This is a genomic window from Streptomyces sp. CB03234 (assembly GCF_001905885.1).
Taxonomy (GTDB): Bacteria; Actinomycetota; Actinomycetes; order Streptomycetales; family Streptomycetaceae; genus Streptomyces.
Map to the genome: position 1 here is coordinate 271353 of NZ_LIYH01000002.1, position 26846 is coordinate 298198.

At 72.2% G+C, this 26846-nt stretch carries 20 protein-coding genes and 1 pseudogene; 13 read left to right on the plus strand and 8 right to left on the minus strand.

Annotated elements, in window-relative coordinates; genetic code table 11:
- Positions 1–26 precede the first annotated feature (26 nt).
- The 3 genes from AMK26_RS08075 (at position 27) to AMK26_RS08085 (ending at position 5537) form a co-directional block, all read left to right on the plus strand.
- Positions 27–1937, plus strand: coding sequence for a serine/threonine-protein kinase (locus tag AMK26_RS08075; protein ID WP_073753579.1), 1911 nt, complete (start codon positions 27–29; stop codon positions 1935–1937).
- A gap of 124 nt (positions 1938–2061) precedes the next feature.
- Positions 2062–3699: a succinic semialdehyde dehydrogenase gene (locus AMK26_RS08080; RefSeq protein WP_073753581.1), complete on the plus strand. Its 1638-nt coding sequence runs from the start codon at positions 2062–2064 to the stop codon at positions 3697–3699.
- A gap of 29 nt (positions 3700–3728) precedes the next feature.
- A complete protein-coding gene (locus AMK26_RS08085; RefSeq protein WP_073753583.1) occupies positions 3729–5537 on the plus strand; it encodes a GMC oxidoreductase in 1809 nt (602 codons plus the stop codon).
- A gap of 78 nt (positions 5538–5615) precedes the next feature.
- Here the strand turns inward: AMK26_RS08085 and AMK26_RS08090 are convergent, their stop codons facing one another.
- Positions 5616–6737 (minus strand): LPXTG cell wall anchor domain-containing protein, encoded by a 1122-nt coding sequence (locus AMK26_RS08090; RefSeq protein ID WP_079277494.1) that lies wholly within the window; start codon positions 6735–6737, stop codon positions 5616–5618.
- Between the two features lie 290 nt (positions 6738–7027).
- Between AMK26_RS08090 and AMK26_RS08095 the strand changes: the two genes are divergently transcribed.
- Positions 7028–8710, plus strand: a complete 1683-nt coding sequence (locus tag AMK26_RS08095) for a hypothetical protein (RefSeq protein WP_073753585.1) — start codon at positions 7028–7030, stop codon at positions 8708–8710.
- A 465-nt stretch (positions 8711–9175) separates the two neighbouring features.
- On the opposite strand, the gene AMK26_RS08100 is transcribed toward AMK26_RS08095, so the two are convergent.
- Positions 9176–9463 (minus strand): chorismate mutase, encoded by a 288-nt coding sequence (locus AMK26_RS08100; protein WP_073753587.1) that lies wholly within the window; start codon positions 9461–9463, stop codon positions 9176–9178.
- A 316-nt stretch (positions 9464–9779) separates the two neighbouring features.
- Here AMK26_RS08100 and guaA point away from each other — a divergent pair, with 316 nt between their 5' ends.
- On the plus strand, positions 9780–11363 hold the full coding sequence (gene guaA, locus AMK26_RS08105) for a glutamine-hydrolyzing GMP synthase (RefSeq protein WP_073753589.1): 1584 nt from the start codon (positions 9780–9782) through the stop codon (positions 11361–11363).
- 30 nt (positions 11364–11393) lie between these two features.
- Here the strand turns inward: guaA and AMK26_RS08110 are convergent, their stop codons facing one another.
- A complete protein-coding gene (locus AMK26_RS08110; protein ID WP_073754715.1) occupies positions 11394–11858 on the minus strand; it encodes a cupin domain-containing protein in 465 nt (154 codons plus the stop codon).
- Positions 11859–11911: 53 nt separating this feature from the next.
- On the opposite strand from AMK26_RS08110, the gene AMK26_RS08115 reads away from it, so the two are divergent.
- The 3 genes from AMK26_RS08115 (at position 11912) to AMK26_RS08125 (ending at position 14807) form a co-directional block, all read left to right on the plus strand.
- Positions 11912–12718: a class II aldolase/adducin family protein gene (locus AMK26_RS08115; protein ID WP_073753591.1), complete on the plus strand. Its 807-nt coding sequence runs from the start codon at positions 11912–11914 to the stop codon at positions 12716–12718.
- Between the two features lie 134 nt (positions 12719–12852).
- On the plus strand, positions 12853–14076 hold the full coding sequence (locus AMK26_RS08120) for a hypothetical protein (protein ID WP_073753593.1): 1224 nt from the start codon (positions 12853–12855) through the stop codon (positions 14074–14076).
- Between the two features lie 209 nt (positions 14077–14285).
- Positions 14286–14807, plus strand: a complete 522-nt coding sequence (locus tag AMK26_RS08125) for a DoxX family membrane protein (protein WP_073753595.1) — start codon at positions 14286–14288, stop codon at positions 14805–14807.
- Here the strand turns inward: AMK26_RS08125 and AMK26_RS38525 are convergent.
- Together AMK26_RS38525 and AMK26_RS08135 are read right to left on the minus strand one after the other, a co-directional pair.
- Positions 14714–15019, minus strand: a complete 306-nt coding sequence (locus AMK26_RS38525; RefSeq protein ID WP_073753597.1) for a hypothetical protein — start codon at positions 15017–15019, stop codon at positions 14714–14716. The genes AMK26_RS08125 and AMK26_RS38525 overlap by 94 nt on opposite strands.
- A complete protein-coding gene (locus AMK26_RS08135) occupies positions 15006–16322 on the minus strand; it encodes a PspC domain-containing protein (RefSeq protein WP_073753599.1) in 1317 nt (438 codons plus the stop codon). The genes AMK26_RS38525 and AMK26_RS08135 overlap by 14 nt, the downstream gene beginning before the upstream one ends.
- A gap of 186 nt (positions 16323–16508) precedes the next feature.
- Between AMK26_RS08135 and AMK26_RS08140 the strand changes: the two genes are divergently transcribed.
- The 3 genes from AMK26_RS08140 (at position 16509) to AMK26_RS08150 (ending at position 19874) form a co-directional block, all read left to right on the plus strand.
- Positions 16509–17783 (plus strand): ATP-binding protein, encoded by a 1275-nt coding sequence (locus AMK26_RS08140; protein ID WP_073753601.1) that lies wholly within the window; start codon positions 16509–16511, stop codon positions 17781–17783.
- Complete coding sequence (locus AMK26_RS08145; RefSeq protein ID WP_073753603.1) at positions 17780–18475, plus strand: LuxR C-terminal-related transcriptional regulator; 696 nt, start codon at positions 17780–17782, stop codon at positions 18473–18475. Before AMK26_RS08140 ends, AMK26_RS08145 begins: the two co-directional genes overlap by 4 nt.
- A 91-nt stretch (positions 18476–18566) precedes the next feature.
- On the plus strand, positions 18567–19874 hold the full coding sequence (locus AMK26_RS08150; protein ID WP_079277496.1) for an alpha/beta hydrolase: 1308 nt from the start codon (positions 18567–18569) through the stop codon (positions 19872–19874).
- 10 nt (positions 19875–19884) lie between these two features.
- Here AMK26_RS08150 and AMK26_RS08155 read toward each other — a convergent pair.
- Positions 19885–20927 (minus strand): annotated as a pseudogene (locus tag AMK26_RS08155) (NlpC/P60 family protein).
- Positions 20928–21169: 242 nt separating this feature from the next.
- Here AMK26_RS08155 and AMK26_RS08160 point away from each other — a divergent pair.
- Positions 21170–21523: a hypothetical protein gene (locus AMK26_RS08160; RefSeq protein WP_073753607.1), complete on the plus strand. Its 354-nt coding sequence runs from the start codon at positions 21170–21172 to the stop codon at positions 21521–21523.
- Between the two features lie 7 nt (positions 21524–21530).
- On the opposite strand, the gene AMK26_RS08165 is transcribed toward AMK26_RS08160, so the two are convergent.
- Both AMK26_RS08165 and AMK26_RS08170 read right to left on the minus strand, forming a co-directional pair.
- Complete coding sequence (locus AMK26_RS08165) at positions 21531–22814, minus strand: glycosyltransferase (RefSeq protein ID WP_073753609.1); 1284 nt, start codon at positions 22812–22814, stop codon at positions 21531–21533.
- Between the two features lie 45 nt (positions 22815–22859).
- Complete coding sequence (locus tag AMK26_RS08170) at positions 22860–24023, minus strand: C40 family peptidase (RefSeq protein ID WP_073753611.1); 1164 nt, start codon at positions 24021–24023, stop codon at positions 22860–22862.
- 338 nt (positions 24024–24361) lie between these two features.
- Between AMK26_RS08170 and pcrA the strand changes: the two genes are divergently transcribed.
- A complete protein-coding gene (pcrA, locus tag AMK26_RS08175) occupies positions 24362–26842 on the plus strand; it encodes a DNA helicase PcrA (RefSeq protein ID WP_073753613.1) in 2481 nt (826 codons plus the stop codon).
- Positions 26843–26846 lie beyond the last annotated feature (4 nt).

Here is a 26846-nt window from a genome sequence, read left to right on the forward strand (position 1 = left end):
CTCGGCGCGAGCAGAGGGGATGTGCCGTGTCCGGATCGGGGCAGCAGCGGCGGATCGTCGGACGCTACCGGCTGGAGGCCCGGCTCGGGCGGGGAGGCATGGGCACCGTCTGGCGGGCGTACGACGAGCTGCTCGGCCGCCGCGTCGCCGTCAAGGAACTCCATGTGGACGTCGGAACCGCCGTCCACCCCACCCTCCGCGAGGCTCGTGCCATCGCGCGCGTCCACCACCCGCACATCGTCTGCGTCCACGACGTCGTCGAGGAGGACGGCGTCCCGTACATCGTCATGGAGCTGGTCGAGGGCGGCTCGCTCGCCGAGCGGATCGCGACGCACGGTCCGCTCGACGCCCGTGAGGCGGCCCGCATCGGTCTCGCGCTGCTGAGCGCGCTGCGCGCCGCGCACGCGCTGGGCGTCCTGCACCGGGACCTGAAACCGGCCAATGTGCTGCTGGAGGAGGGGACCGGCAGGGTCGTCCTCACCGACTTCGGCATCGCACAGCTGGCCGGCTCGACGACGATCACGGAAGCGGGGATGTTCGTCGGCTCGCCCGAGTACACCGCGCCCGAGCGCATGCAAGGCGCGCAGGCCGGTCCGGAGACGGACCTGTGGTCGCTCGGGGCGCTGCTGTGCGCCACGCTGACCGGCCAGTCGCCGTTCCACCGGGACTCGTTGGGCGGCGTGCTGCACGCGGTCGTCGAGGAGGACTTCAGACCCCCCGCGGCGGCGGGGCCCTTGTTGCCGGTCGTACGCGGCCTGTTGCAGCGGGACCCGGCGCGGCGGATGGGCGCGGCGGAGGCGGAACGGCTGCTGCGGGCGTACGCGCGGTCGGATCGTGCCGCGACACGTGGGTACGAACCGCGTGGGTACGAACCGCGTGGGTACGAACCACGGGGGTACGAACCGCGTGGGTACGAGGGGCCCCGGCACGAGGGGCCCGAACCGGCCGACGACGTCCCGCTGTCGTACACCGGCAGGGCGACCGGCGCCGCCGGCCCGTACGCCGACGCGCGCCCGTCGCGCGCCGACGCCGCCCGGCCCGCGCCCACCGACGCCGTCCCGCACCGCACCCGCCCCCGCGCCCACAACCGCCCCGGCGCCCGCTCCCGCGACCGCGCCCACTACCGCGACCGCGACCGCGACCGCTCCGACGCCGTCCCGCCGCACGAGGACGCGACGCCCCCGCACGCCGCCCATCCCGCCTGGCGCCGGCTCCGCCGTACGCCGCTGGTGGCCGCCGTACTGCTCGTGGCCCTCGCCGGGGCGGGCGCGGCGGGCGTACTGCTCCTGCGCGGTGACGGCGGAGGCGGGGGCGGCGGAGGCGGCGGTGACCACTGGACGGCCACGGTGTCACCGTCACCGGGCGCGCCCACCGTCCCCAACACGCCCGGCGCGGCGGCCGGCACAGGCACCGGCACGGGTCCCGGCACCGGCACGGGTCCCGGCGCAAGCGCCAGTGCGACACCGAGCCCGACCCCCACCCACGCCCGCGTACCAACCGGATACCGATCCACTTCCGACCCGCGTGGCTTCACGGTGACCGTGCCCCAGGGGTACGTCCGCTCCACCGACGACAGGCGCGTCTACTACACGTCGTCCGACAAGGCTTTCCGGATCGGTATCCGGATCCAGGCCCCGGCTGCCGACGGCCCTCTCGGGTACATGCGGCGGGCCCACGCGAACGGACCCGACACCAACCCCGGCTACCGCGCGGCCAAGGTCACCCCGACCACCCACAACGGTCTCCCGGCCGCCCTGCGGGAGTTCACCTGGAACGGCTTCTCCCGCGCCGAGGGGCCGCGGCGCACCTACGACATCTGCTGGGACGAGGGCGGGCGGATGTACGACGTGTGGGTCTCGGCGCCGGTGGCCCGGCTCGACGAGCTGAAGCGTCACTTCGACACCGTTCTCGATTCCTTCCGGGTGCGGCACTCCTGAACCCCGAGGGCCCGACCCTGATCAGGGCTTATTTGCCAGCGAACACTGGCACGGTGTGAGCGCCCGGTGAAAAGCTGTTACCGGCGGGTACCGCGCGGCCCGTATCCGGAATACCCTCGCCCCCATGACGGACCCCATGACGGACACGACGGACACGCAGGCCCCCGCCACGCCCCTCGGCACGAACCCGACAGCCCCCGCCCCGGCCGGTGCCCGTACCGCCGCCGACGTGGTCACGCCCGAAGTGGTCGCCCAGCTCACGCGAGGCGTCGTCGGGTCCGGCCGTACCGCCAACCACACCCCCTTCACCGGCGAGAAGCTGGCGGACCTGCCCGAGTCCACCCCCGAGGACGTCGCCGAGGCGTTCGCCCGCGCCCGCGCCGCCCAGCCGGTCTGGGCCAAGACGCCCGTACGCGCGCGTGCCGCCGTCCTCCTCCGCTTCCACGACCTGGTCCTGGAGCGGCAGGCCGAGGTCCTCGACCTCATCCAGCTGGAGACGGGCAAGGCCAGGCTGCACGCCCACGAAGAGGTCCAGGCCGTCGCCGTCGCCGCCCGCCACTACGGCCGCCGCGCGGCCGCGTACCTCAAGCCGAGGCGCCACACCGGCGTCGTACCGACCCTCACCAAGGTCACCGAGCTGCGCCAGCCGCGCGGGGTCGTCGGGCAGATAGCCCCCTGGAACTACCCCCTCGAACTCTCCGTCGGCGACGCGCTGCCCGCCTTCGTCGCCGGTAACGCGGTCGTCATGAAGCCCGACACCGAGACCGCGCTGACCGCCCTGTGGGCCCGCGACCTGCTCATCGAGGCCGGTCTGCCCGCCGAGGTCTTCCAGGTCGTCCTCGGCGACGGCCCGGTCGTCGGCCCCGAGGTCGTCAGGCACGCCGACTACGTCTCCTTCACCGGCTCCACCCGCACCGGCCGCGAGGTCGCCCAGGGCGCCGCCGCCCGCCTCGTCGGCGTCTCCCTCGAACTGGGCGGCAAGAACGCCATGCTGGTCCTCCACGACGCGGACGTGGAGAAGGCCGCCGCGGGCGCCGTGCGCGCCTGCTTCTCCTCGGCCGGCCAGCTCTGCATCTCCATCGAGCGGCTGTACGTCCACGAGTCGGTCGCCGACGAGTTCGTCGAGCGCTTCGCCGCCCGCACCAAGGCCATGCGCCTCGGCAACTCCCTCGCCTACGGGGCCGACATGGGTTCCCTGGTCGGCGAGCGGCAGCTGGAGACGGTGACCCGGCACGTCGAGGAGGCCGTCGCCAAGGGCGCGAAGCTGATCGCGGGCGGCGTCGCCCGGCCCGACATCGGCCCGCTCTTCTACGAGCCGACCATCCTGGACAACGTCCAGGAACCGATGGCGGTGTGCACCGAGGAGACCTTCGGCCCCGTCGTGTCGATCTACCGCTTCAGCGACGAGGACGAGGTCGTCGAGCGCGCCAACGCCACCGCGTACGGCCTCAACGCCAGCGTCTGGACCAGGGACGGCCGTCGCGGCCACGCCGTCGCCGCGAAGCTGCGCACCGGCACGGTCAACATCAACGAGGGGTACGCCCCTGCGTACGGCAGCGTCCAGGCGCCGATGGGCGGCATGAAGGACTCGGGCCTCGGCCGCCGGCACGGCTCCGAGGGCATCCTCAAGTACACCGAGGCCCAGACGGTGGCGCAGCAGCGGCTGATCCCGCTCGCGCCCTCCTTCGGTATGGACGACGAGCAGTACGCGGCGCTGATGAGCCGCAGCCTGCGCCTGATGAAGGCGTTCCGCTTCCGCTAGACCCTTCCCCTTCGGTACGAGGAGAGCCCATGCCCCAGGTACCCCCTGCCCGGAACCAGGCCGAATCGCCTGACGGGTACGACTACGACGTCATCGTCGTCGGCTCCGGCTTCGGCGGCTCGGTCTCGGCCCTCCGCCTGACCGAGAAGGGCTACCGGGTCGGCGTCCTGGAGGCGGGCCGCCGCTTCACCCCGCAGACGCTGCCCAAGAACTCCTGGGACGTGAAGAACTACCTCTGGGCCCCGGCCCTGGGCCTCTTCGGCCTCCAGCGCATCCATCTCCTCGGCAACGTGATGGTCCTCGCGGGCGCCGGGGTCGGCGGCGGTTCCCTCAACTACGCCAACACCCTCTACGTACCGCCGGAGCCGTTCTTCAAGGACAAGCAGTGGGCGTCCATCACCGACTGGCAGGCGGAACTGGCCCCCTACTACGACCAGGCCAAGCGCATGCTGGGCGTACGGCTGAACCCGACCATGACCCCCTCCGACGTCCACCTCAAGGCGGCCGCCCAGGCGATGGGTGTCGGCGACACCTTCCACCTGGCCCCGGTCGGGGTCTTCTTCGGCGACGGCAAGGACGCCGACGGCACGGCGAAGGCCAAGCCGGGCGCCCCCGTGCCCGACCCGTACTTCGGCGGGGCGGGCCCGTCCCGCCGCGCCTGCACCGAGTGCGGCGAGTGCATGACCGGCTGCCGGCACGGCGCCAAGAACAACCTCACCGAGAACTACCTGTACCTCGCCGAGAAGGCCGGCGCCGTCATCCACCCCATGACGACGGTCACCGCCGTCACCGAGGACCCGTCGGGTGACGGCTACGCCGTCTCGACCGTCCCGACACACCGCCGCCGCAAGGCCACCCCCCGGACGCTGCGCTGCCGGTACGTCGTCGTCGCGGCCGGCACGTACGGCACCCAGACGCTCCTGCACCGGATGAAGGACGAGGGGAAGCTGCCCCGTATCTCCGCCCGCCTCGGCGAGCTGACCCGTACCAACTCCGAGGCGCTGGTCGGGTCCCAGACCACCGACCGCCGCTACCGCAAGCGGCACGGCCACAAGCGCGTGGACTTCACCCAGGGCGTCGCCATCACGTCGTCCATCCACCCGGACGCCACCACCCACATCGAACCGGTCCGCTACGGCAAGGGCTCCAACGCCATGGGGTCGCTGTCCATCCTCCAGGTCCCGTACGCGGAGCGCCGGGTCCGGGCCTGGCTCGGCAACGTCGCCCGCCACCCGTTGCTGACGCTGCGCTCGCTGTCCAACCGCCGCTGGTCGGAGCGGACCATCATCGGGCTCGTCATGCAGTCCCTCGACAACTCCCTCACCACCTACCGCAAGCGCGACGGCATCGGAAAGGGCCTCCTCACCGCCCGCCAGGGCCACGGCGCCCCCAACCCGAAGCAGATCCCCGAGGGCACCCGTGCCGCGTCGCTCCTCGCGGAGGAGATCAACGGCTTCGCCGGCTCCAACGTCGGCGAACTGATGGGCACCCCGCTCACCGCCCACTTCCTGGGCGGCTGCGCGATCGGCGCGTCCGCCGAGGACGGTGTCATCGACCCGTACCACCGCCTCTACGGCCACCCCGGCATCTCGGTCGTCGACGGCGCGGCCGTCTCCGCCAACCTCGGCGTGAACCCGTCCCTCACCATCACCGCCCAGGCGGAGCGCGCCATGTCCTTCTGGCCCAACAAGGGCGAGCAGGACCCGCGCCCGGACCAGTCCGCGTCCTACGAACGCCTCGCCCCGATCGCCCCCAAGTCCCCGGCGGTCCCGGCGAACGCCTTCGGCGCCCTGAAGCTCCCGTTCCTCGGCATCCCGGCGGTCCCGCCCAAGCCGTGACGGGACATGAGAGAGGCGCTGCACCCCCCTCCGAGTGCAGCGCCTCTCTTGCTTTATGTGCTTTATGCGGTACGCGTGTTACGCGGTGGCACCGCTGTTACGGCGCTTCAGCGCGAAGACGACACCGGCACCGGCGACGATGGCGATACCACCGGCGATACCGATGGTCGGCAGCATCGAGCTGGAACCGGTCTCGGCGAGCTCGCCCTCGACCTTGATGGGGTTCGAGCCGCCCTGCGGCTTCAGGTCGGCAGGCTTCTCGTCGGAAGGCTTGGCCTCGCCACCGTCACCACCGTTGCTGCCGGCGGCCAGGACCTCGAAGCTGTAGGACGCGTAGTCCTCGTAGCACTCGTCGTTCTTGTCGTAGCCCGTGGCGGCGAAACCGAGGGCGGCGCCGGCCGGAGCGGCCTTGTCGATCGAGATGCGCAGCTGGATGGTGCGCTTCTCGTCCTTCTTCAGGTTGACGATGTCGAAGAAGAGGCCGATGTTCCCGCCGGCGAGGATGGCGCCGTTCTCCCACTCACCGTTGGGCAGCTTGTACTCGATCTTGGTGTACTTCTCGACGAGGCGGTCGGTGTAGGCCTCCTCGTCAAGGTCCTTCTTGTAGGACGCCCAGGCGCCGACGACAACGTCGTCGAGGGCCTCGTTGCTGTTGTTCTTGACGTTCAGCTGGAAGTTCTTCCAGCCGCTGCCCGCGACAATCTTGCCGGGGAGGTTGGAGAGCGAGACATCGACGGCGGCCTGCTCGCAGACCTCCTCCTCGATGATCTCCTCTTCCTCGTCGACGACCTCTTCCTCGTCCTTGCCGGTCTCGGTGCCCGGCTTCTGGGCGCCGTCCTCGGTGCCGGTCTCGGTGTCGCCCGGGGTCGTGTCGTCCTCGGTCTTCGAGCCCTCGTCCTTGGTGGACTCGTCCTCGGTCTTCGTACCGTCCTCGGTGGTGGCGGCGCCGTCGTCGGTCGCCGAACCGTCCTCGGTCTTGGTGCCGTCCTCGGTCGTCGTCGCGCCGTCGTCCGTCTTCGCGGAGTCGTCGGTCGTCGTGGTGTCGCCGGTCGTGCCGGTCTCCGTCTCGCCGGTGGAGCCGGAGGTGGAGGTCGTGCTGGTGGTGCCGTCCGTCGCGTACGCGGCCGGAGCCGCCAGGAAGGCGGCAGGGGCTATGACGGCGGTCGCGGCGGCGACCGCCATGGCGCGGCGAAGCTTCATGAAGACCTCAGTGAAGTCCAGGCGTACCGCCTAGTGCGGCACGGTGTCGTGGGGGCCGACCCGGCGTGGGGTCTCACGGGTGTGGCCGTTGGTTCCGCATACATGACCCGTGACTGGCGGGAATGGTTGCACGCCACCTGACGAGAACTTTATGTGTGCCGCGTCACACCATCTGCCGGTGCGCTCCCCGTGCCCAATCCGTGATCTCCGGCCGCGCAACCATCCGGATCGCCTCCTGGTCGAACCCGTGCTCGAGAGTCACGCCGTATGCCGTAACCAGAGGTCCCCAGATGAGACGTCTTTCCGCCTCCCTCGCCGCCGCCGGGCTCCTCGCCGGTGCCGTGCTGAGCGCCGCCCCCGCCGCGTACGCCGCCGAGGAGCCGGTCCTCACGCTCGACGGGCCCGCCGAGGTGGGCCTGCGGCCCTATCCGGCCACCGGCGAACCGCAGGGGGCCACGATCGACGTCACGGTCGACAACCCGGGCGAGGACGGGCGAAACGGCGGTTTCGAGGGCGAGTACACCGTCACCTTCGACCTGAGCGGCCTGGCCGGCGTCGCCGACGTCCGCTTCGGCGAGACCGGCAGCGCGCACTGCACCATCACCGGCACCACGGGCGTCTGCACCGACGCCTTCGGCATCCCCGCGGGCGTGAGCAGCGTCGCCGAGCTGGACGTCACCGCCGCCAAGGGCAGCGCGCTCGGCGCCACCGGAGCCATCGAGGTCACCGGCACGGCGGAGGGCGCGACGTTCACGTCGTTCTCGACCAGCGTGACCGTCGGCGGCCCCGACCTCGTGATGCACCCCCTCGGCCTCAAGCGCGACGTCACGCCGGGCCAGGTGCAGGACGCCCCGCTCACCTTCACCAACACCGGCACGGCCGCCGCCGACGGCGTACGCCTCACGCTGACGACCTCGCACGGCCTCGACTACACGCGGCGGTACGCCAACTGTGACTACACCGAGACCACGGGTCTGACCACGGCGGTCTGCGGCTTCCCCGGTACGTTCGAGCCCGGCGCCACGTACACGCTGGCCGAGCCGATCCGCCTGAAGGCCACGGGCCACGCGTACATCGAGATCTTCACCCACCGCGTCGAGGAGCAGAGCGGCCCGCGCCGCAAGGCCGCCAAGGGCGCCGGCCCCGAGCTGACCCTGAAGAAGGCGCCGGCCACCCCCCGCGCGGCGGACCTCGAACCGGCGGACAACCACCAGGAGGTCGACCTCCGCGCCACGAACACCGCCGACTTCGCCGCGTACGGTGACCAGCTCACCGCCATGGCGGGCGAGACGGTCGAGGCGACGGTCGGGTTCCGCAACAGCGGCCCCGCCTGGATCGCGTACCTCCGCTCCGGCGAGCCCGTCGCCACCGTGGACGTGACCGTCCCCGCCGGCGCCACGGTCACCGAGAAGCCGGCCCGCTGCGAGCCGCGTACCGCCAAGGGGGAGTACCGCGAGGAGCCGCTGGGCGCGCCGCGCTACTTCTGTGACACACCGATCCGGGTGTTCGAGGACGAGGACTTCGCGCTGCCCTTCGAGCTGAAGATCGACAAGGTCGTCCCGGACGCCAAGGGCGCCGTGACCGTACGCAACACCTTCCTCAGCCACCCCGAGCCGGCCTTCGACCCGAAGGCCGCCAACAACACGGCCCAGCTGGTCCTGAACCCCAAGGACCCGAGCACGGACCCCACGGGCGGCTCCACCACGACCGGCTCGTCGACGAGCGGCCCCACGACCACCACCGGCCCCACGACCACCACCGGCGGCACCACCACGGGCGGCACGACGACGGGCGGTACGACCACCACCGGCACGACCGGCACCACCGGCGGGTCGACCCCGACCACCCAGACCGGCGGCGGCCTCGCCAACACCGGCTCCCTCGCCCTCCCGGCCACCGCCGGCGCCGCCGCCCTCCTCGCCGCGGGCGCCGCGACCTTCGTCGTCGCCCGCCGCCGCGCCAACGCCTCGTAACACGCAGAACAAGGGCCCCGCGGAAACGCTTCCGCGGGGCCCTTGGCCGTCAGCACCGGCGTCAGGGCAGCGCCGGTGCCGAGGGAGGCGGCGCCGGGGGGTAGCGCCGCTCGGTGGCAGTGGTCGTGGGTCGTACGGGCGGGCCAGGACACGGTGGTGCGGCGGGACCGGGCTCGTTCGCATCGTGCTGGACGGCCGTGGCCGACGCAACGGTGGGGACCGGATGCGGCCGGCTCCGGGCGTCCCCGGAGCCGACCGCCTTTTCGGGTGACCGGGCTGCTGTCCCCTGCCGTCCGGTCACGCACGCCGGTGCGAGGTCCCACGACGTACCTCATGAGGTACGCCACACGCCCCGGCGGAGCCACGCGTGGTTTCTTCGTTCCGCCCCTGGCTGACACGGACAACCGATCCAACGAAGCCGTGCCGGAGCGGTCACGCGCCGTACGGGTGAGAGCGCGCCCGAACTCAGATGCGGCCCCGGCACAGCTCCAGCATCGTCATCGCCAGCGACGTACCCGGCTTGCCCAGCGCGTCCCTGTAGTGGGCCAGCACGTCCATCTCGCGCGCCAGGTTCACGCGCCGGCCGCCGGACGAGATCCGGGCCTCCTGGATGACGGCCGAGACGGCCATCCGTTCCTGGATGAGACCGATGATCCGGTCGTCGAGCGCGTCGATGCGCTCACGCGCGCCCGTGATCACGTCGGCGGCCTCGTCGGTGCGGGCGCCGGTCCGGTCGGTGTGCACTGCGGTCATGGCGGGGGCTCCTTTGGTGGGTGGAGCCCGGGCCGGCGACCAGGTCCGGTAAAAGCAACAGGCGCCCCGGACCTTGTCGGCCCGGGGCGCCTGGGAAGTCGCTTGTCAGTGGCTCAAGCAGCACGACCATGGCAGCCGGACGGGCCCGGTGCCATAGGTAAAGACGAAGGTCGAGAGCTTGCGCATGCGGCAAGTATGGACCATCCGCCGAGCGGGACAAGCGCGGGTTCGGATGGTGAGACAAAGGCTCCCCCGGTCGCGCCGGTAGAATCGACATACAGACTCCTCCTGCTCCTCCCGCCGGAAGGCCGCCGTAGTGTCATCAGCGAATCCCGCTGCCGCGCCCGACGCCGTACTCGTCGTCGACTTCGGCGCGCAGTACGCCCAGCTCATCGCCCGCCGCGTCCGTGAGGCCCGGGTCTACAGCGAGATCGTCCCGTCCACCATGCCGGTGGCCGAGATGCTGGCCAAGAACCCGAAGGCGATCATCCTCTCCGGCGGCCCGTCCTCCGTGTACGAGGAGGGCGCACCCCAGCTCGACCGTGAGATCTTCGAGGCCGGCGTCCCCGTCTTCGGCATGTGCTACGGCTTCCAGCTGATGGCCACGACCCTCGGCGGCACCGTCGACAACACCGGCGCGCGCGAGTACGGGCGTACGCCGCTGCACGTCAGCAAGACCGGCTCCACGCTCTTCGAGGGCACCCCGGCCGAGCAGCCGGTGTGGATGTCGCACGGCGACGCCTGCTCCGCCGCCCCGGACGGGTTCACCGTCACCGCGTCCACGGACGTCGTGCCGGTCGCGGCCTTCGAGAACGACGAGAAGAAGCTGTACGGCGTGCAGTACCACCCCGAGGTGATGCACTCCACGCACGGCCAGCAGATCCTGGAGCACTTCCTCTACCGCGGCGCCGGTCTGCGTCCCGACTGGACCACCGGCAACGTCATCGAGGAGCAGATCGAGGCCATCCGCGCCCAGGTCGGCGAGAAGCGCGCCATCTGCGGCCTGTCGGGCGGCGTGGACTCGGCGGTGGCGGCCGCCCTCGTACAGAAGGCCATCGGCTCGCAGCTGACCTGCGTGTACGTCGACCACGGCCTGATGCGCAAGGGTGAGACCGAGCAGGTCGAGAAGGACTTCGTGGCGGCCACCGGCGTCCAGCTGAAGGTCGTCGACGCGCAGGAGCGGTTCCTCGAGGCGCTCGCCGGGGTCTCCGACCCCGAGGAGAAGCGGAAGATCATCGGCCGCGAGTTCATCCGCGTCTTCGAGCAGGCCCAGGCCGAGATCGTCGCCGAGGCGCCGGACGACCACCCGGTGGAGTTCCTCGTCCAGGGCACGCTCTACCCGGACGTCGTCGAGTCCGGCGGCGGTACGGGTACCGCGAACATCAAGTCGCACCACAATGTGGGCGGGCTCCCCGAGGACCTCGAGTTCAAGCTGATCGAGCCGCTGCGCAAGCTGTTCAAGGACGAGGTCCGGATGGTCGGCCAGGAGCTCGGCCTCCCGGCGGAGATCGTCCAGCGCCAGCCCTTCCCGGGACCGGGCCTCGGTATCCGTATCGTCGGCGAGGTCACCAAGGAGCGCCTGGACCTTCTGCGCGAGGCCGACGCCATCGCCCGCGAGGAGCTCACGGCGGCCGGGCTCGACGGCGACATCTGGCAGTGCCCGGTCGTGCTGCTCGCCGATGTCCGGTCGGTGGGCGTGCAGGGCGACGGGCGCACGTACGGCCACCCGATCGTGCTGCGGCCCGTCTCGTCGGAGGACGCGATGACGGCGGACTGGACGCGGATGCCGTACGACGTGCTGGCGAAGATCTCGACGCGGATCACCAACGAGGTGAAGGACGTCAACCGGGTCGTGCTGGATGTGACGTCGAAGCCGCCGGGCACCATCGAGTGGGAGTGATCCCGCCCCGCGCCTGACCGAAGCCGTCGCCTACTTCCTGTGGGCGGCGGCTTCGAGCGTGAAGTCCTCGTACCGGAAGCCCGGCGCGACCACGCACGTGACGAGGACCGGCTCGGTGCCGGCCGGCTCGGCCGACTGCCAGGTGCCGGCCGGGACGAGGAGCTGCGGCTGTTCGCCGGTCTCGACGGACGGGCCGAGCACGAGGTCCCAGGGCTCGGACGGGGCGTCGCCCTCGCCGCCGAGGGCGAGGCGGAGCGGGCCGCCGCGGTGCCAGAGCCACAGCTCGTCGGAGCGGACGCGGTGCCAGGGGGAGCTTTCGCCGGGGTGCAGCAGGAAGTAGATGCCGGTCGCGTACGTACGGGGGCCGGGGTAGCCGTGCGGTGTGGTCGAGCCCGTCGTCCGCCAGGTCTCCCGGAACCAGCCGCCCTCGACGTGCGGTTCGAGGTCGAGGAGGCCGACCAGCGGGGAGAGCGAGGTACGGTCGGCGCCCTTCATGGGGTGCACCTCCATCTCTGGTCAGTTGACGTGACCGGCGGTAACTTCCGGCCATGAGCGAAGCCGAAGCACCTACGCCGGAGCCGGTGCCCATACCCGTCGAGCGGCTGCACTTCGCGATGCCGCCCAGCCACGCGTCCGTCGCCGACGAGCGGGCGTACCGCAAGCGGCGGCTGGCGGGCGCGCTGCGCCTTTTCGCGCGGTTCGGGTACGAGGAGGGCGTCTCCGGGCACATCACCGCGCGGGACCCCGAGTTCCCCGACTGCTTCTGGGTCAACCCTTTCGGTGAGCCGCTCGCCGGTCTGACCGCCTGCGACCTGCTCCTGGTCAATGGCGACGGACAGGTCGTCGAGGGGACCGAGCACGTCAACCAGGCCGCGTTCACCGTGCACGCCGAGGTGCACCGGGCGCGGCCCGATGTCGTGGCCGTCGCGCACACCCACTCCACGTACGGCCGGGCGCTGGCCGCGCTGGGGGAACTGATCGAGCCGATCACGCAGGAGGCGTGCGCGTTCTACGAGGACCATTGCCTGTACGACGCCTACACGGGCGTCGTCGTGGACGCCGCCGAGGGGCGGCGGATCGCGGCCGCGCTCGCCGGCCGGAAGGCCGTGATCCTGCGCAACCACGGGCTGCTGACGGTCGGCGACTCGGTGGACGCGGCGGCCTGGTGGTTCATCACCATGGAGCGGTGCAGCCAGGTGCAGCTCACCGCGCGGGCGGCCGGCAAGCCGGTGCCGATCGGGCACCGGGAGGCGGTCGCGACGCGTGAGCGGCTCGGCAGCGATCTGGTCGCCTGGATCAACTACCAGCCGCTGTGGCGGCAGATCAGCCGCTCGGAGCCCGAACTCCTGTCGTAGACAGTCAACTTCCGGGTGTGTCTTTCACCCCTGGGGCAGGTGTGAGCGGGGCGCGGGCCGTGGCGTTCATAGGAAAGAATTCCTTTTCCCTGTCGGGTGGTTGAGACGCCGATTGAGACACGGAAGGGGGCGCCATGGCGGTGTACGGGGCCAGGCGGTGCGGCGGATGTACGCACGGGGCACGCGAGGAGCACCGGCGGGCGGTGGCCGCGTTCCGGGCCCGGCGGGACCGGCTGGCGGCGGGCGAGGGTGTGCCGGACCTCCCCAACGGGGCCTCACGGCGCTGGGTCTCCGACGAGCTCGGCCGGCATGCGCGGACTCTCGCCGAGCGGGGCCGGGCGCTCGGCGAGGCATGGCCGCAGGCGGTGTGGCGCGGCACGCCGTACGCGGTGTGGGGCGCCGTCGCGGTCCTGCTGGCGGGGCACGCGGTGGCCGCCGCGCCGTACGGTGGCGCCGGCGGCGGATGGACCGGGGCGCGCACGGCGGGGCTGGCCGCCGCGATATGCGTGGGCGCCCTGCTGACCGGCGCGGCCCATGTGCACCGGGCGTACGGAGGGCTCCTCGCGCCCCTGATCGGCGAGGACAACCGGCTGTCGACGTCCCGGGCGGTCGCCGCCGCGTGGGTGCTCCTCGCGGTGTTCGCCGCGCTCCACCTCGCCCTCCAGGGCGCCGCCGGGGGCGGGGGCGGGGTCGGGCTCGCGGGCGGTGCCCGGCTGCTGACGGCGCTCGCCCTGGTGTGCGCCGTGGCCGTCACCGTACGCAAGGTGGTGACCGTGCGGATCCTGGCGCAGCGGGTGCAGAAGGTGCGCGCCGAACGGCCGCGCGCCGCCGACCTGCTGTGCGACGACGCCGGGCGCGCCTGCCTCGCGGACGCCCAGTACGTGCTGGTGTCGGCGTTCGCGGTGCTGTTCGCCGCCGCCCGGCTGGTCCGGCGCCCCGGCGAGCTGCCGCACCTGCCGTGGGCGCTGGTCGCCCTGGTCGCCCTCTCGGCCGCCACCTACCTGGCCGCCAAGTGCGCCGAGGGCGTCCGGCCCGTCATCCTCTCCGTGGTGCGCGCCCCGGGGCCCGGCGCCCCGGACGCCCCTCTCCGGACCGGCGACGACATCGAGATCCGGGGCGCCGGTTTCGTACCGCCCGGAGCGGCGACGCCCGCCCACCTCACCCGCACGGTCGTCCGTATCGGACCGGTCCATGTCCACGTCCCGCTCGTCCCGGCACCGGGCGGCTTCACCAGCCCCACCGACACCACCCTCACCGTCCCGGTCCCGGCCGACGTCCCTCCCGGCTGGACGGACATCCAGGTCGTCACCGCCTCGGGCGCGGTGACGAACCGCGTCGTCATCGACGTGTCCGCGTGACGGGCCGCCGGCCCCTGGACCGGACGTGTCCGCGTGACGGGCCGCCGCCCCTGAACCCACGTGCCGACGCGGCCGGCCGCCGACCTTGAACCCACGTGCCGACGCGGCCGGCCGCCGTTGAACCCACGTGCCGTTCGCCGCGTATCCCTGCACGGGGATGCCGAGGAGAATCGGTCCCGGGGACAGCCGTGTGGAGAGGCAGGCCGGCAATGGCGCACACCTACCGGACGACAGCGACCTACGGGGGCGGCGCCGACGGGCCGCGCGGCTGGAAGGCGACCGCCTCCCGGTACGCGCTGTTGCCGCTGCGGGTCTTCCTCGGTGTCACCTTCGTCTACGCCGGACTCGACAAGATCACCGACGACCGGTTCATGGCCGCCTCCGGGACCGGCTCGATCGGCGAGACGATGCGGTCCGTCCGGGACTCCTCCGCCGTGCCGTGGCTCGTCGACCTGGCGCTGAAGAACCCGGAAGGGTTCGGGTACGGCATCGCCTTCGGCGAGCTGGCCGTCGGCATCGGCACGCTCGTCGGACTGCTGGCGAGGCTCGCCGCGGCCGGCGGGGCGCTCATCTCGCTCAGCCTGTGGCTGACCGTGAGCTGGCAGTCCGACCCGTACTACTACGGCAACGACCTCGCCTACCTGATGGCGTGGCTGCCGCTGGTGCTGGCCGGCGCTCCGCTGCTGTCGCTCGACGCGGCCCTGGCGGCGCGGCGGCGCCGGGCGCGGTAGCCGATCCAGCCGGCGACGCCCGACAGGACCAGCCCCGCGACCAGCGACGGCAGCGCCGCGTACCAGGGCGTGTCCCAGGCGCGTGCCGCGTCGCCCCCGTACAGCGCCGCGATGCCCAGGGCCGTGGCCCCCACGACCAGCCGGCCGGGGCGGAACTCATGGCGCCATTCGCCGCGGCGGCCCTGCTCGCCATGCTCGTCATGACGTAGCACGGGTGACCTCCACCTGTCCGAGCGCGACCTCCAGGGTGAGGTCGAGCGTGCCTGCCGGGGCCACGCCCTTGGGTGGGGCGATCGTGCGGGTCGCCTCGCGGTCCGGGGCGACGTCGATGTCATTGGCCGGGTCGGCCGGCAGGCGCAGATCGCCGAGCCCCACCTCGGCGTGCACCTTCACGGTCACGTTCCTCGGTACGACGACATGGAGGCGGCCCGCGCCGACCTCCGCGGCGGTGCGCGCCGTCTGCTTCGCCGGAACGGCCAGGCGGGACAGGTCGAGGGTGCCGACGCCGGTGCCCAGCTCGTACCGGGGGCGCAGATCCGCCGTGGCCGCCGGTCTCCAGTCCGCACGTATCCAATCCGTGTCGATCTGCCGGGGTATCAGCGCCGCGCCCGCCAGCAGCACGGCCGTGACCACCGTCATGAACACCGTGCCGAACCCCGTCCGGCCCAGGAACGAACCGGCCACCAGCCCGAGCCCGAACACCACCAGCGCGCACACCAGCCCGATCTGCAGGCATACCCCGAGCGGCTGCGACCCCCAGGACAGTCCCGTGCCCAGCCCGCCCGCCACCAGGGCCAGCAGGAGGACCGGGCCGCCCAGGGAACGCGGGCCACGGGCGGCGGCGGGCACGGCGCCCGCCCCGGCGCTCTTCGAGGGGCGAGCCAGGATCGCGTCCTCCACCCCCGCGCCGTCCTCCGGCCCCCACAGATAGCCGAGCGGGACCGGCCCCGACGTACCGTCCTTGACGATCGGCTCGCGCCACCACGACGGGGACTCCGGCGGCGGCGGGGCCTTCGTCTCCGGCGGCGCCTCCGCCACCGTGTGTGCCGCCGCCGTGTGCGCCGCCGCCTCGTGGCCCTCGCCCAGCCGGCGCCGCTGCGACCAGACGGCGGCCCCGCTGACGGCGATGATCAGCAGCAGTGAGAAGGAGATGGTGCTGCTGCTGCCGAGCATCGACAGGAACAGGCCGCAACCGACCAGCGCCATCAGCAGGGCGACCAGCGAGGCGCTGTCGACCCGGCCCGACAGCAGCCGCCGCGCCTCGTTCTCCTCCTCGTCCTCGGCCGTGATCAGCAGCCAAGCGAAGCCGTAGAAGACCAGCCCGAGGCCCCCCGTCACGGCCAGCACACCGATCGCGACCCGGAAGATCACCGGGTCGAGGTCGTAGTACCGCCCGAGCCCTCCGCACACCCCGGCCACGACCTTCCGCCGCGGCGTGCGCCGCAGCGGCGGCTGGGCCGGTGCTCCATCGGCCTCGGCCTCGGCCTGGGCGGGGGTGGGGGTCGTACGCGTCATACGTCCATGGTGACGGCCCGTGAGCCGCGTCGGCACCTTCCGCGACCCTGGCCCGTCCCTGATATTCGACCCCGTCTCGACCCTGTACTGCCCCCCGTACCGCCTCTCGGAGAACAGGGCGTTTCTCAGGGTCGGATGAGGGACGGCCCTGATGTCCGGCGGCGGCCGGCGTGTGACGATCGGGGCATGCCAGTCGCCGCCCGCCCACCCGAGACGACCGACGAACCACCCGTGCGCAAGCTCTACCGCAGCGCCGACGGGCGGATGCTCGGCGGCGTCGCGCGCGGCCTGGCCGGGCACCTCGGGCTGCCCGTGGTCTGGGTACGCCTGGTCTTCCTCGCCCTCTTCCTGGCCGACGGCCTCGGTGTGTTGGTCTACGCCGTCTTCTGGATCGTCGTCCCGCTGGGCGTCGGCGGCCGGTCCGCCGAGCCGCGTTCCGTCTTCGCCACCACCCCCGACGGGCGGCGCAGGCTCCGCAAGCCCGACAAGGGCCAGATCGTGGCGCTCGTCGCGCTCACCATCGGCGCGATCGGCTTCGTCAGCAGCGTCGACCTCGGCAGCGACGCCAACCGGTACGTATGGCCCACCCTGCTCGTCGGCGTCGGCGTCGTCCTGGTGTGGCGGCAGGTGGACAACGCGCGCCGCGCCAGCTGGACCGAGCCGGGCCGCCGCAAACGGCTCTTCCAGCTGGTGCGGGGCCTCGCGGGCGTCGCGCTCGTCGGCATGGGCCTGACCGTGTTCATGGTGGTGCGCGGCTCGGCCGCCCAGCTCGGCACCGCCCTCACCGCCGCGATAGCCGTCCTCGCCGGGATGACCCTGCTCGCCGGACCGTGGCTGGTACGGATGTCGCAGGACCTGTCCGAGGAGCGCACCATGCGCATCCGCGCCCAGGAGCGGGCCGAGGTCGCCGCCCACGTACACGACTCCGTCCTGCACACCCTCACCCTGATCCAGCGCAACGCCGACGACCCGGGCGAGGTCCGGCGGCTCGCCCGCGCGCAGGAGCGCGAGCTGCGCAACTGGCTGTACCGGCCGGAGGGCACCGGCAAGGACGAGGACCAGGAGCCGGACACGCTCGCCGAGGCGGTCAAGAAGACCGCCGCCGAGGTCGAGGACAAGCACGGCGTGCCCCTGGAGGTCGTGGTCGTCGGCGACTGCCCGCTCGACGAGAAACTGGCCGCCCAGATGCAGGCCGCGCGGGAAGCCATGGTCAACGCCGCCAAGTACGGTGGCCGGGGTGGGGCGGTGCAGGTGTACGCGGAGGTCGAGGGCCGGACGGTCTTCGTCTCCGTACGGGACCGGGGGCCGGGCTTCGACCTCGACGCCGTACCCGCCGACCGGATGGGCGTACGAGAATCGATCATCGGCCGGATGCAGCGCAACGGAGGCACCGCGCGGCTGCGGTCGGTGCCGGGAGACGGCACCGAAGTGGAGCTGGAGATGGAGAGGGTGGACGGATGACCGAGGACACGACGACTGCAGCCGACGCGGGGCGGCGGGTACGGGTCGTCCTGGTGGACGACCACCGGATGTTCCGCACCGGCGTGCAGGCGGAGATCGGGCGGACCGAGACGACCGGCGTGGAGGTGGTCGGGGAGGCCGCCGACGTCGACCAGGCGGTGACCGTGATCACCGCGACCCGCCCCGAGGTGGTCCTCCTCGACGTCCACCTGCCGGGCGGCGGCGGTGTCGAGGTGCTGCGCCGCTGCGCGAGCCTGATGTCGGCCCCCGAGAACCCGGTACGGTTCCTGGCCCTGTCCGTCTCGGACGCCGCCGAGGACGTCATCGGCGTCATCCGGGGCGGCGCGCGCGGGTACGTCACCAAGACGATCACGGGGGCGGACCTGGTCGACTCGATCTTCCGGGTCCAGGAGGGCGACGCCGTGTTCTCGCCCCGGCTGGCCGGGTTCGTGCTGGACGCGTTCGCCTCGACGGACGCCCCGCCGGTCGACGAGGACCTGGACCGGCTCACCCAGCGCGAGCGGGAGGTCCTGCGGCTGATCGCGCGCGGATACGCGTACAAGGAGATCGCCAAGCAGCTGTTCATCTCGGTGAAGACGGTCGAGTCGCACGTCTCGGCCGTGCTGCGCAAGCTGCAGCTGTCCAACCGGCATGAGCTGACCCGCTGGGCGACCGCCCGCCGTCTGGTGTGACGCCTGCCGGATCCCGCCGGGCGTATTTGTGAGGTAACCGGTACATAGGAGCGGCAACCAGCACGGCTCAGGCCCCCTCCTACTCCCCGTGATGAGCCTGACAGGTACCCCCTTCCTCGTGACCGCGGTCGTGCTGGCCGTGATCGCCGTCCTGCTGCCCCTGGCGCTGTGGAGCCGCGTGCGCGGCCCCGCACTCGTCCGGGGCGCGACGCGGCTGGGCATGGTGGCCTTCGCACAGCTCACGGCGATCGTCGTGGTCTTCGTCGCCGTGAACAACGTCAACGGGCTGTACGACAGCTGGGACGACCTGCTGGGCACCAGCGACCACGTCGACTCCGCCATCGACCTCGGCCCGGACGGGCTGGGCGGCAAGCGCATCTCCGACCTGCCGAAGGTCAGGCAGACTTTCACGCCCGTCGACGACCCCACCATGGGCCCCGGCGTCCAGAAGACCATCCTGAAGGGCGGGATATCCGGGGTGAAGGCCGAGGTGTACGTCTGGCTCCCGCCGCAGTACGACGACCCGGCCCACAAGGACAAGAAGTTCCCCGTCGTGGAGCTGCTCTCCGGCTTCCCCGGCTCGCCGAAGTCCTGGTTCGTCGGCATGCACGCCAACAAGCAGCTGGAGCCGCTGATGCGGAACGGCACCGTCGAGCCGTTCATCCTCGTCGCGCCGCGCAGCCACCTCCTCGGCCACACCGACACCGGCTGCGCCAACGTGCCCGGCAAGATCAACGCCGACACATGGCTCAGCGTCGACGTACGCAAGATGGTCATCGACAACTTCCGGGCCTCCGACAGGGCCGACGGCTGGGCGGTCGTGGGGTTCTCGTCGGGCGCCCACTGCGCCACGAAGCTGGCCATCGCCCACCCCGACCGCTACCGGTTCGGCGTCAGCATGTCCGGCTACAACGACCCGGCCGCCGAGCCGTCCTCGCTCACCGGCAAGGACCCGGAGCTGCGGCACGCCCACAACCCGCTCACCATGCTCAAGGCCGCCCCGGTCCCGCCCCGGGTCACGCTGCTGCTCACCGGCGACGGGGGCGACGGCTACCAGCAGGGCGTCGCGCTGCGGGAGGCGTCCAGGGCGCCGACGCGCATCGACGTCCAGCAGGTCTACGGCGGTCACCGCGTGAGCACCTGGGTACGGGAGGTCCCGTCGGTCTTCCAGTGGCTCACGCAGCAGTTCCGCACCGAGGGCACGGGGCCGGACGCGGGAGCCGGCGCGGGGCCCGGTGCCGCGGGCCAGGACCAGGCGCCGGACGCGGGGCAGGACCAGGTGCCGGACGGGGCCCAGGGCCAGGGCCAGGGGTCCGGCGCGGGGATGGCCGCGGGCGTGGGCCAAGGGGCCGGGTCCGGGACGGGCCGGGGGGCCTTGTCCGTCGGGGGCCGCCCGTAGTGCCCGGACGTCACGCCACGCGTGTCGCGCCCGCCCACGGCATCTCGTCGATGGGCGCGATCCGTACGGGGGCACCGGGGCGAGGGGCGTGGATCATCCTGCCGCCGCCGATGTAGAGGCCGACATGGCTGACGCCCGAGTAGAAGAACACCAGGTCGCCGGGGGCCAGGGCGGAACGGGACACGCGCTGTCCGGCGTCGATCTGGCTGTACGTGGTGCGGGGCAGCGACACCCCGGCGGAACGCCAGGCGGCCTGGGTGAGCCCCGAGCAGTCGAAGGCGGAGGGCCCGGTGGCGCCCCACACGTACGGCTTGCCCAAGGCTCCGTACGCGTACGAGACGGCCTGCGCGGCACGCGGGTTGGGCGCCCGGACCGGGCCCTGTGGCGCGGCCGCCCGCTCCGTAGGCGCGGCCGCCCGCCCCGTACCCGAGGCGCCGTCGTACGCGGCGCGCTGGGCGGTGGTGAGCCGGGCCAGGAGCCGCTCGGCGGCGGCGATCCTGCCCTGGACGGTCGCCTTGTGGCGGCCCAGCTCGGCCCGCCGGGCCTTCAGCTCACGCAGCCGGCCGGCGGCCTCGGCGCGTAGCCGGGCGAGTTCGGTGACCTGGCTGCGGGCGGCGGCGACGGCGGTGGACCGCCGGTCGCCGACCCGTTCCGCGAGGGCGGCGCCTCGTAGGTACGTGTCGGGGTCGGTGGAGAGGGCGAGCTGGACGGCGGGGTCGAGGCCGCCGTTCCGGTACTGGCCGTGGCCATGGAGCCGAGCGCGTCGCGGGCGGCGTTGAGGCGGGCGGTCCGGCGGGCGGCCTCGTCGCGCAGCGCCTCCAGCGACGCCTCGGCCCGCCGCACCTCCTCCTTGGCGCCGTTGTACTTGTCGGTGGCCTCCTCGGCCTCCTGGTACAGCCGGTCGGCCCGCGCCTTGACCTGGGCGGGTGTGAGGCGGGGCTCGGCGTGCCCGGAACCTTCGAAGGCGGTGGCGCCGGCCACCCCGGCGAGCGCCAGGGTGAGGGCCGTGCGGCTGCTCAGCGTCCGCTGCTTGGGTTTCCGGTGCGCTGCCACGGTGGCGGGTCACTTCCCTTCGGTCGTCCCCGGCGGGACGGGGCCTGGGGGAGGACGCTAAACCTGGGAGTCACGGGCGGGCGCGGGCATGACCGCAATTGGCCGTAGGTGAGGCTTCGCGGGCGGATTGAGAGGGGGCACGCTGCCGGAATCCCGCATTCCGTTATCAGCCGTGACCGATGCGACGAATGAGGCAACCCTGACCGACGGCCGGTGGTATTGCCCCGGCTAGGCTCCGCCCCATGGACGTACTCATCAATGTCTTCGTCGCGCTGCACATCATCGGTATCGCCGCTCTCCTGGGCGGCTTCCTGACCCAGATGAAGGCGATGGGGGAGGGTACGGCGCGCCTCGGCCCCGCGATGCTGCACGGCGCGCTGACGATGCTGGTCACGGGAGTGGTCCTGGTCGGCCTCAACCAGGCCGACGACCAGGCCGTGAACAACATCAAGATCGGTGTGAAGCTGGCGATCCTGGTCGTCATCCTCGGCCTGGTGTACGTCAAGCGCGACGAGGAGCGGGTCGACAAGGCCGTCTTCGGCGCCGTGGGCGGCCTCACCATGGCGAACATCTTCATCGCCACGCTCTGGACCTGACCGCCCCTCAGGCGCCCCGGGCGGCCGCTTCCTCGATCAGGCCGGCCGCCCGCCGCAGCCCGTCCCGCTCCCGGATCACCGCGCCCGTCGCGGCCAGCCGCTCGCGCAGCGCCGTGTCGCCCAGGAGCCGCTCCAGGGCCCCGGTCAGCTCCTCGTCCGTGAACCGGTAGGTGTCCAGCCGGACACCGAAGCCCAGCTCCTGCACGCGCTGCGCGTTGTCGTACTGGTCCCAGAACAGCGGCAGTACGATCATCGGCTTGCCGAAGTGCAGCGCCTCCGTCGTCGTGTTGTTGCCGCCGTGCGTGATCACCAGGTCGACGAGCGGCAGGACGGACGTCTGCGGCAGGAACTCCGCGCCCCACATGTTCGGCGCCAGCTCGATCTCGTCGTGCAGCGGGCCCTTGGAGACGATGTAGCGGTGGGGCGTCCTCGCCAGGACCCCGATGACGCGGCGCATCAGCTCCACGTCCGCCGACCCCAGCGATCCGAGCGAGAAGTAGACCAGTGCCCCGCCGCGCTCGGCGAGGGACGGCGGCACGGCGAAGGCCTCGTCCGTCTCCCGTACGCACGAGTCCAGGCGATGCCAGTGGGGCGGCAGCACGCGCGCGTAGTCCGCCGCCTCGGGATACACGTACAGGTTGGTGCCGCCCTCGTGGATGAACTCCAGCTCCGGCAGCGGCGGCGCCCCCTGCTCGGCCACCCACCCGCTGAAGTCCTCCCACAGTGCCCGGTGCGTGCGGTCGTACTCGGTCCGGAAGGCCGCCCAGCCGGAGTCGTCGTCGGCCGGGTGGCCGGAGAAGGCGGGCGGGACGCCGGGGCTCTTGATCTCCAGCGGGTTGCAGGAGGTGATCCGCACGAACGGCACGCCGGCCGTCAGCAGGGCGGGGAACGCCACCACGTTGTCCTCGACGATCACGTCCGGGCGCACCCGTTCGATGATCCGCTTCAGCTGCGGCTCGCAGTGGCGGGCGCCCGCGACCAGCTCCTCCCAGACCGGTTTGATCCAGGTGCCGAGCTGCTCGAAGGTCGGCTTGCGGAACTCCGGGGCGGTGTCCCGGACGAAGTCCTTCCAGAACTGTCCGGGATCCTGCGCGCCCTCTGCCGGGGGCGCCAGGTCGACCAGGTCCTCCTCGAAGCCGAGCGCGCTCAGCCTCCCGCGCCAGGACGCCTCGGCGGCGAACACCACCCGATGGCCCCGCCGGCGCAGTACGTCCCCGATACCGACGCAGTTGTTCGTCGGCCCGTAGGCGCTCTCCGGTACGAACAGGACGGTGAGCCGGCGGTCGGTCATGGTTCCCCCCCATGTCACGTTCGTGTCAGGTCATGTCAGGTCATGTCAGGCCGGGCGCACGCTGCTGTGGACGGGCAGGGAGTAGATGGACTCCTCGCGGACGTTCGCACCGGGCCTGGGGGCGTGGATCATCTTGCCCTCGCCCTTGTAGATGCCGACGTGGCTGATGTCGTCGTGGAAGAACACCAGGTCGCCGGGGCGCAGATCCTCCACGGCGACCCGCGTCCCGGCCTTCACCTGGTCCCAGGCCGTACGGGGCAGGTCGACGCCCGCCGCCCGCCACGCGGCCTGGGTGAGCCCGGAGCAGTCGTACGAGCTCGGGCCGGTCGCGCCCCAGACGTACGGCTTGCCCATCTGCGCCTCGGCGAAGGCCAGGACCTTGCCGGCCTTGGCGGTGCAGCCGCCGTCCACGGCCGGATGCCGCTCGTGCCGCCACGGCTGTGTGCGGTGCTCGCGGGCCCCCTCTGCCTCCGCCCGCGCCTCCGCCTCCGCCCGTGCCCCAGCCTCCGCCCGTGCCCCAGCCTCCGCCCGCGCCTTCACCTCGGCCCGGCGGCGGGCCTCCTCCTCTCGCTCGCGCTCCAGCACCGCGAGCCGCGCCCGCTCCTCGCCCGTCAGGCGCGACAGCAGCGCCCGCGCGTCGCTCAGTTTCCGCTGCACGGTCTGCTTGGTGGCACGGAGGGACGCCTGCGACGCGGTGAGCGACTCCAGCTCGCGCGTCGCCTCCGCCCGCCGCTTCGCGGCCTCCGCCTGCCGCGTCTCGTACTCGGTGAGCGTCTCGTGCTGCCGGTCGGTGAGCCGGTCCATCGGCTGTGCCTGGTCCACGAACGACTGCGGGCTCTCCGGGAAGACCAGCGGCGCGGCAGGACCCGGCCCGCCCGAGCGGGACGGGGCGGCCGCGTAGCTGCCGAAGGCGCGGCGGGGCTCGTCCAGCGCTTCCGTACGCCGGGCGGCGTCGTCGAGCTTGTCGTACCGCTGCGTCGCCGTGCCCGCCTGCCGGTAGAGGTCGTCGACCTTTCTCTGGACCTCCTCGACCGTCGGCCCCCGGTCCGGGTCGCCCGGCGCGCCGGGAGCGGCGGTCGCGCTCTGTGACGACAGGAGCGTGACCGAGGCCAGGGCGGCGGCCGTCGTGACCCCGACGGCGGGGGAGTGTGCATGCAGGGTCTGCAAGGTGCGCGTGCGCGGCTTGCGATGCGACGCCAAGGCCGGCATCTCCTTCCGTGGACCGCCTACCGGGTCAGCTGTCAGGTTCGGGCGGAACGGAAGGTGCCCTTGGGGTCCCGGTTCCGAACTGCCATGAGCGCAGCACGAATTCGGCGTGGGTGATCCGATTGGCGTGGTTCGCCGAGGGGAAAACGGACCGCTTGGGCGAGCACGCTAGCCAACCTGTGGTGGTGCTGTGAAGGATGATGTTCGATATGCCCGATACGTTTTCGTGACCTTGGCGTGATGTCGTCGAATCGATACGGAGGGTGACGAATCGGGTCTGTTGTCGGCGCATCGGCCGTTCGTCCACGGCTGTCAGTGGGGCGGCCTAGACTCGATAGGCGATGAGCAGCCTCTTTGACGACAGTTTCCTGGCGGACCTCCGGAACCACACCTCCGAGGAGCACCCGCCGCCGCCCGAGGACTCCGAGGGCCCCGGGGACGCCCCGGCCGCGGAGGAGATCCCGCACGACCTCTTCGGGGACCGCTTCGACGTGCCCCCGGCCAGGGGCGCCCGGGACGCGTACTACCGCGACGGCGCCCCGCGCCCCGTCGTCGACCCCGCCGCGCTGCTGGAGGGGCTGAACGAGCAGCAGCGCGCCGCCGTCGTGCACACCGGCTCGCCGCTGCTCATCGTCGCCGGCGCCGGCTCCGGCAAGACCCGGGTGCTGACCCACCGCATCGCCCACCTGCTGGGCACCCGCCATGTCCACCCGGGCCAGATACTGGCGATCACCTTCACCAACAAGGCCGCCGGCGAGATGAAGGAGCGCGTCGAGCAGCTCGTCGGCCCACGCGCCAACGCCATGTGGGTCATGACCTTCCACAGCGCGTGCGTCCGCATCCTGCGCCGCGAGTCGAAGAAGCTCGGCTTCACATCGTCCTTCTCGATCTACGACGCCGCCGACTCCAAGCGGCTGATGGCGCTGGTCTGCCGCGACCTGGACCTCGACCCCAAGAAGTTCCCGCCGAAGTCGTTCAGCGCCAAGATCTCCAACCTGAAGAACGAGCTGATCGACGAGGAGGCCTTCGCCGACCAGGCCGCCGACGGTTTCGAGAAGACGCTCGCCGAGGCGTACCGGATGTACCAGGCGCGGCTGCGCGAGGCCAACGCCCTGGACTTCGACGACATCATCATGACGACGGTCCACCTGCTCCAGGCCTTCCCCGACGTCGCCGAGCACTACCGCCGCCGCTTCCGCCACGTCCTCGTCGACGAGTACCAGGACACCAACCACGCCCAGTACACCCTCGTACGCGAACTGGTGGGGACCGGGTACGAGGACCTGGACCCGGCCGAGCTGTGCGTCGTCGGCGACGCCGACCAGTCGATCTACGCCTTCCGCGGCGCGACCATCCGCAACATCCTCCAGTTCGAGGAGGACTACCCGGACGCGACGACGATCCTGCTGGAGCAGAACTACCGCTCCACACAGACCATCCTGTCCGCCGCCAACGCGGTCATCGAGCGCAACGAGAGCCGCCGCCCCAAGAACCTGTGGACCAACGCGGGTGAGGGCGCCCGCATCATCGGGTACGTCGCGGACACCGAGCACGACGAGGCGCAGTTCGTCGCCGACGAGATCGACCGGCTGACGGACGCGGGCGAGGCGAAGGCCGGCGACGTCGCCGTCTTCTACCGGACGAACGCCCAGTCCCGTGTCTTCGAGGAGATCTTCATCCGCGTCGGCCTGCCGTACAAGGTCGTCGGCGGCGTCCGCTTCTACGAGCGCAAGGAGGTCCGGGACGTCCTCGCGTACCTGCGCGTCCTGGCCAACCCCGAGGACAACGTCCCGCTGCGCCGCATCCTCAACGTCCCCAAGCGCGGCATCGGCGAGCGCGCCGAGGCGATGATCGACGCGCTGGCGCTGCGCGAGAAGATCACCTTCCCGCAGGCGCTGCGCCGCGTCGACGAGGCGTACGGCATGGCGGCCCGGTCGGCGAACGCCGTGAAGCGGTTCAACACGCTCATGGAGGAGCTGCGCACGATCGTGGACTCGGGCGCCGGCCCGGCGGTGGTCCTGGAGGCCGTGCTGGAGCGGACGGGATACCTCGCCGAGCTCCAGGCCTCCACCGACCCGCAGGACGAGACCCGGATCGAGAACCTCCAGGAGCTCGCCGCCGTCGCCCTCGAATTCGAGCAGGAGCGCGGCGAGGGCGAAGGCACGGGCACCCTGGCCGAGTTCCTGGAGCAGGTCGCTCTCGTCGCCGACTCCGACCAGATCCCCGACGAGGACGAGGAAGGCTCGGGTGTCATCACACTGATGACGCTGCACACCGCCAAGGGTCTGGAGTTCCCGGTGGTGTTCCTGACCGGTATGGAGGACGGCGTCTTCCCGCACATGCGCGCCCTCGGCCAGACCAAGGAGCTGGAGGAGGAGCGGCGCCTGGCGTACGTCGGCATCACCCGCGCCCGCGAGCGGCTCTACCTCACGCGCTCGACGATGCGCAGCGCCTGGGGCCAGCCCTCGTACAACCCGCCGTCGCGGTTCCTGGAGGAGATCCCGGGACAGCACCTGGAGTGGAAGCGTACGGGCGCGATGGCCAAGCCCGCCGGTCCGACGTCCGGGATCGCGTCGTCGCTGTCCTCGTCACTCTCGGCGCGGTCGCGCGGCGGCGGCCCGTCCGGCTTCGCCACCCGGCGTACGACGGACAAGCCGGTGATCTCGCTGGCGGTCGGGGACCGGGTGACGCACGACCAGTTCGGGCTCGGGACCGTGATGGCGGTGACGGGAGTGGGCGCGGACGCGCAGGCGACGATCGACTTCGGTGACGAGAAGCCGAAGCGGCTGCTGCTGCGGTACGCGCCGGTCGAGAAGCTGTAGCGGT

Bases quoted from the DNA above. Each gene is read 5' to 3' on its own strand.
- AMK26_RS08080 (WP_073753581.1), top strand. From the start codon at position 2,062: ATGACGGACCCCATGACGGACACGACGGACACGCAGGCCCCCGCCACG.
- AMK26_RS08085 (WP_073753583.1), top strand. From the start codon at position 3,729: ATGCCCCAGGTACCCCCTGCCCGGAACCAGGCCGAATCGCCTGACGGG.
- AMK26_RS08090 (WP_079277494.1), bottom strand. From the start codon at position 6,737: ATGAAGCTTCGCCGCGCCATGGCGGTCGCCGCCGCGACCGCCGTCATA.
- AMK26_RS08095 (WP_073753585.1), top strand. From the start codon at position 7,028: ATGAGACGTCTTTCCGCCTCCCTCGCCGCCGCCGGGCTCCTCGCCGGT.
- AMK26_RS08100 (WP_073753587.1), bottom strand. From the start codon at position 9,463: ATGACCGCAGTGCACACCGACCGGACCGGCGCCCGCACCGACGAGGCC.
- AMK26_RS08110 (WP_073754715.1), bottom strand. From the start codon at position 11,858: ATGAAGGGCGCCGACCGTACCTCGCTCTCCCCGCTGGTCGGCCTCCTC.
- AMK26_RS08115 (WP_073753591.1), top strand. From the start codon at position 11,912: ATGAGCGAAGCCGAAGCACCTACGCCGGAGCCGGTGCCCATACCCGTC.
- AMK26_RS08120 (WP_073753593.1), top strand. From the start codon at position 12,853: ATGGCGGTGTACGGGGCCAGGCGGTGCGGCGGATGTACGCACGGGGCA.
- AMK26_RS08125 (WP_073753595.1), top strand. From the start codon at position 14,286: ATGGCGCACACCTACCGGACGACAGCGACCTACGGGGGCGGCGCCGAC.
- AMK26_RS08135 (WP_073753599.1), bottom strand. From the start codon at position 16,322: ATGACGCGTACGACCCCCACCCCCGCCCAGGCCGAGGCCGAGGCCGAT.
- AMK26_RS08140 (WP_073753601.1), top strand. From the start codon at position 16,509: ATGCCAGTCGCCGCCCGCCCACCCGAGACGACCGACGAACCACCCGTG.
- AMK26_RS08145 (WP_073753603.1), top strand. From the start codon at position 17,780: ATGACCGAGGACACGACGACTGCAGCCGACGCGGGGCGGCGGGTACGG.
- AMK26_RS08150 (WP_079277496.1), top strand. From the start codon at position 18,567: ATGAGCCTGACAGGTACCCCCTTCCTCGTGACCGCGGTCGTGCTGGCC.
- AMK26_RS08160 (WP_073753607.1), top strand. From the start codon at position 21,170: ATGGACGTACTCATCAATGTCTTCGTCGCGCTGCACATCATCGGTATC.
- AMK26_RS08165 (WP_073753609.1), bottom strand. From the start codon at position 22,814: ATGACCGACCGCCGGCTCACCGTCCTGTTCGTACCGGAGAGCGCCTAC.
- AMK26_RS08170 (WP_073753611.1), bottom strand. From the start codon at position 24,023: ATGCCGGCCTTGGCGTCGCATCGCAAGCCGCGCACGCGCACCTTGCAG.
- pcrA (WP_073753613.1), top strand. From the start codon at position 24,362: ATGAGCAGCCTCTTTGACGACAGTTTCCTGGCGGACCTCCGGAACCAC.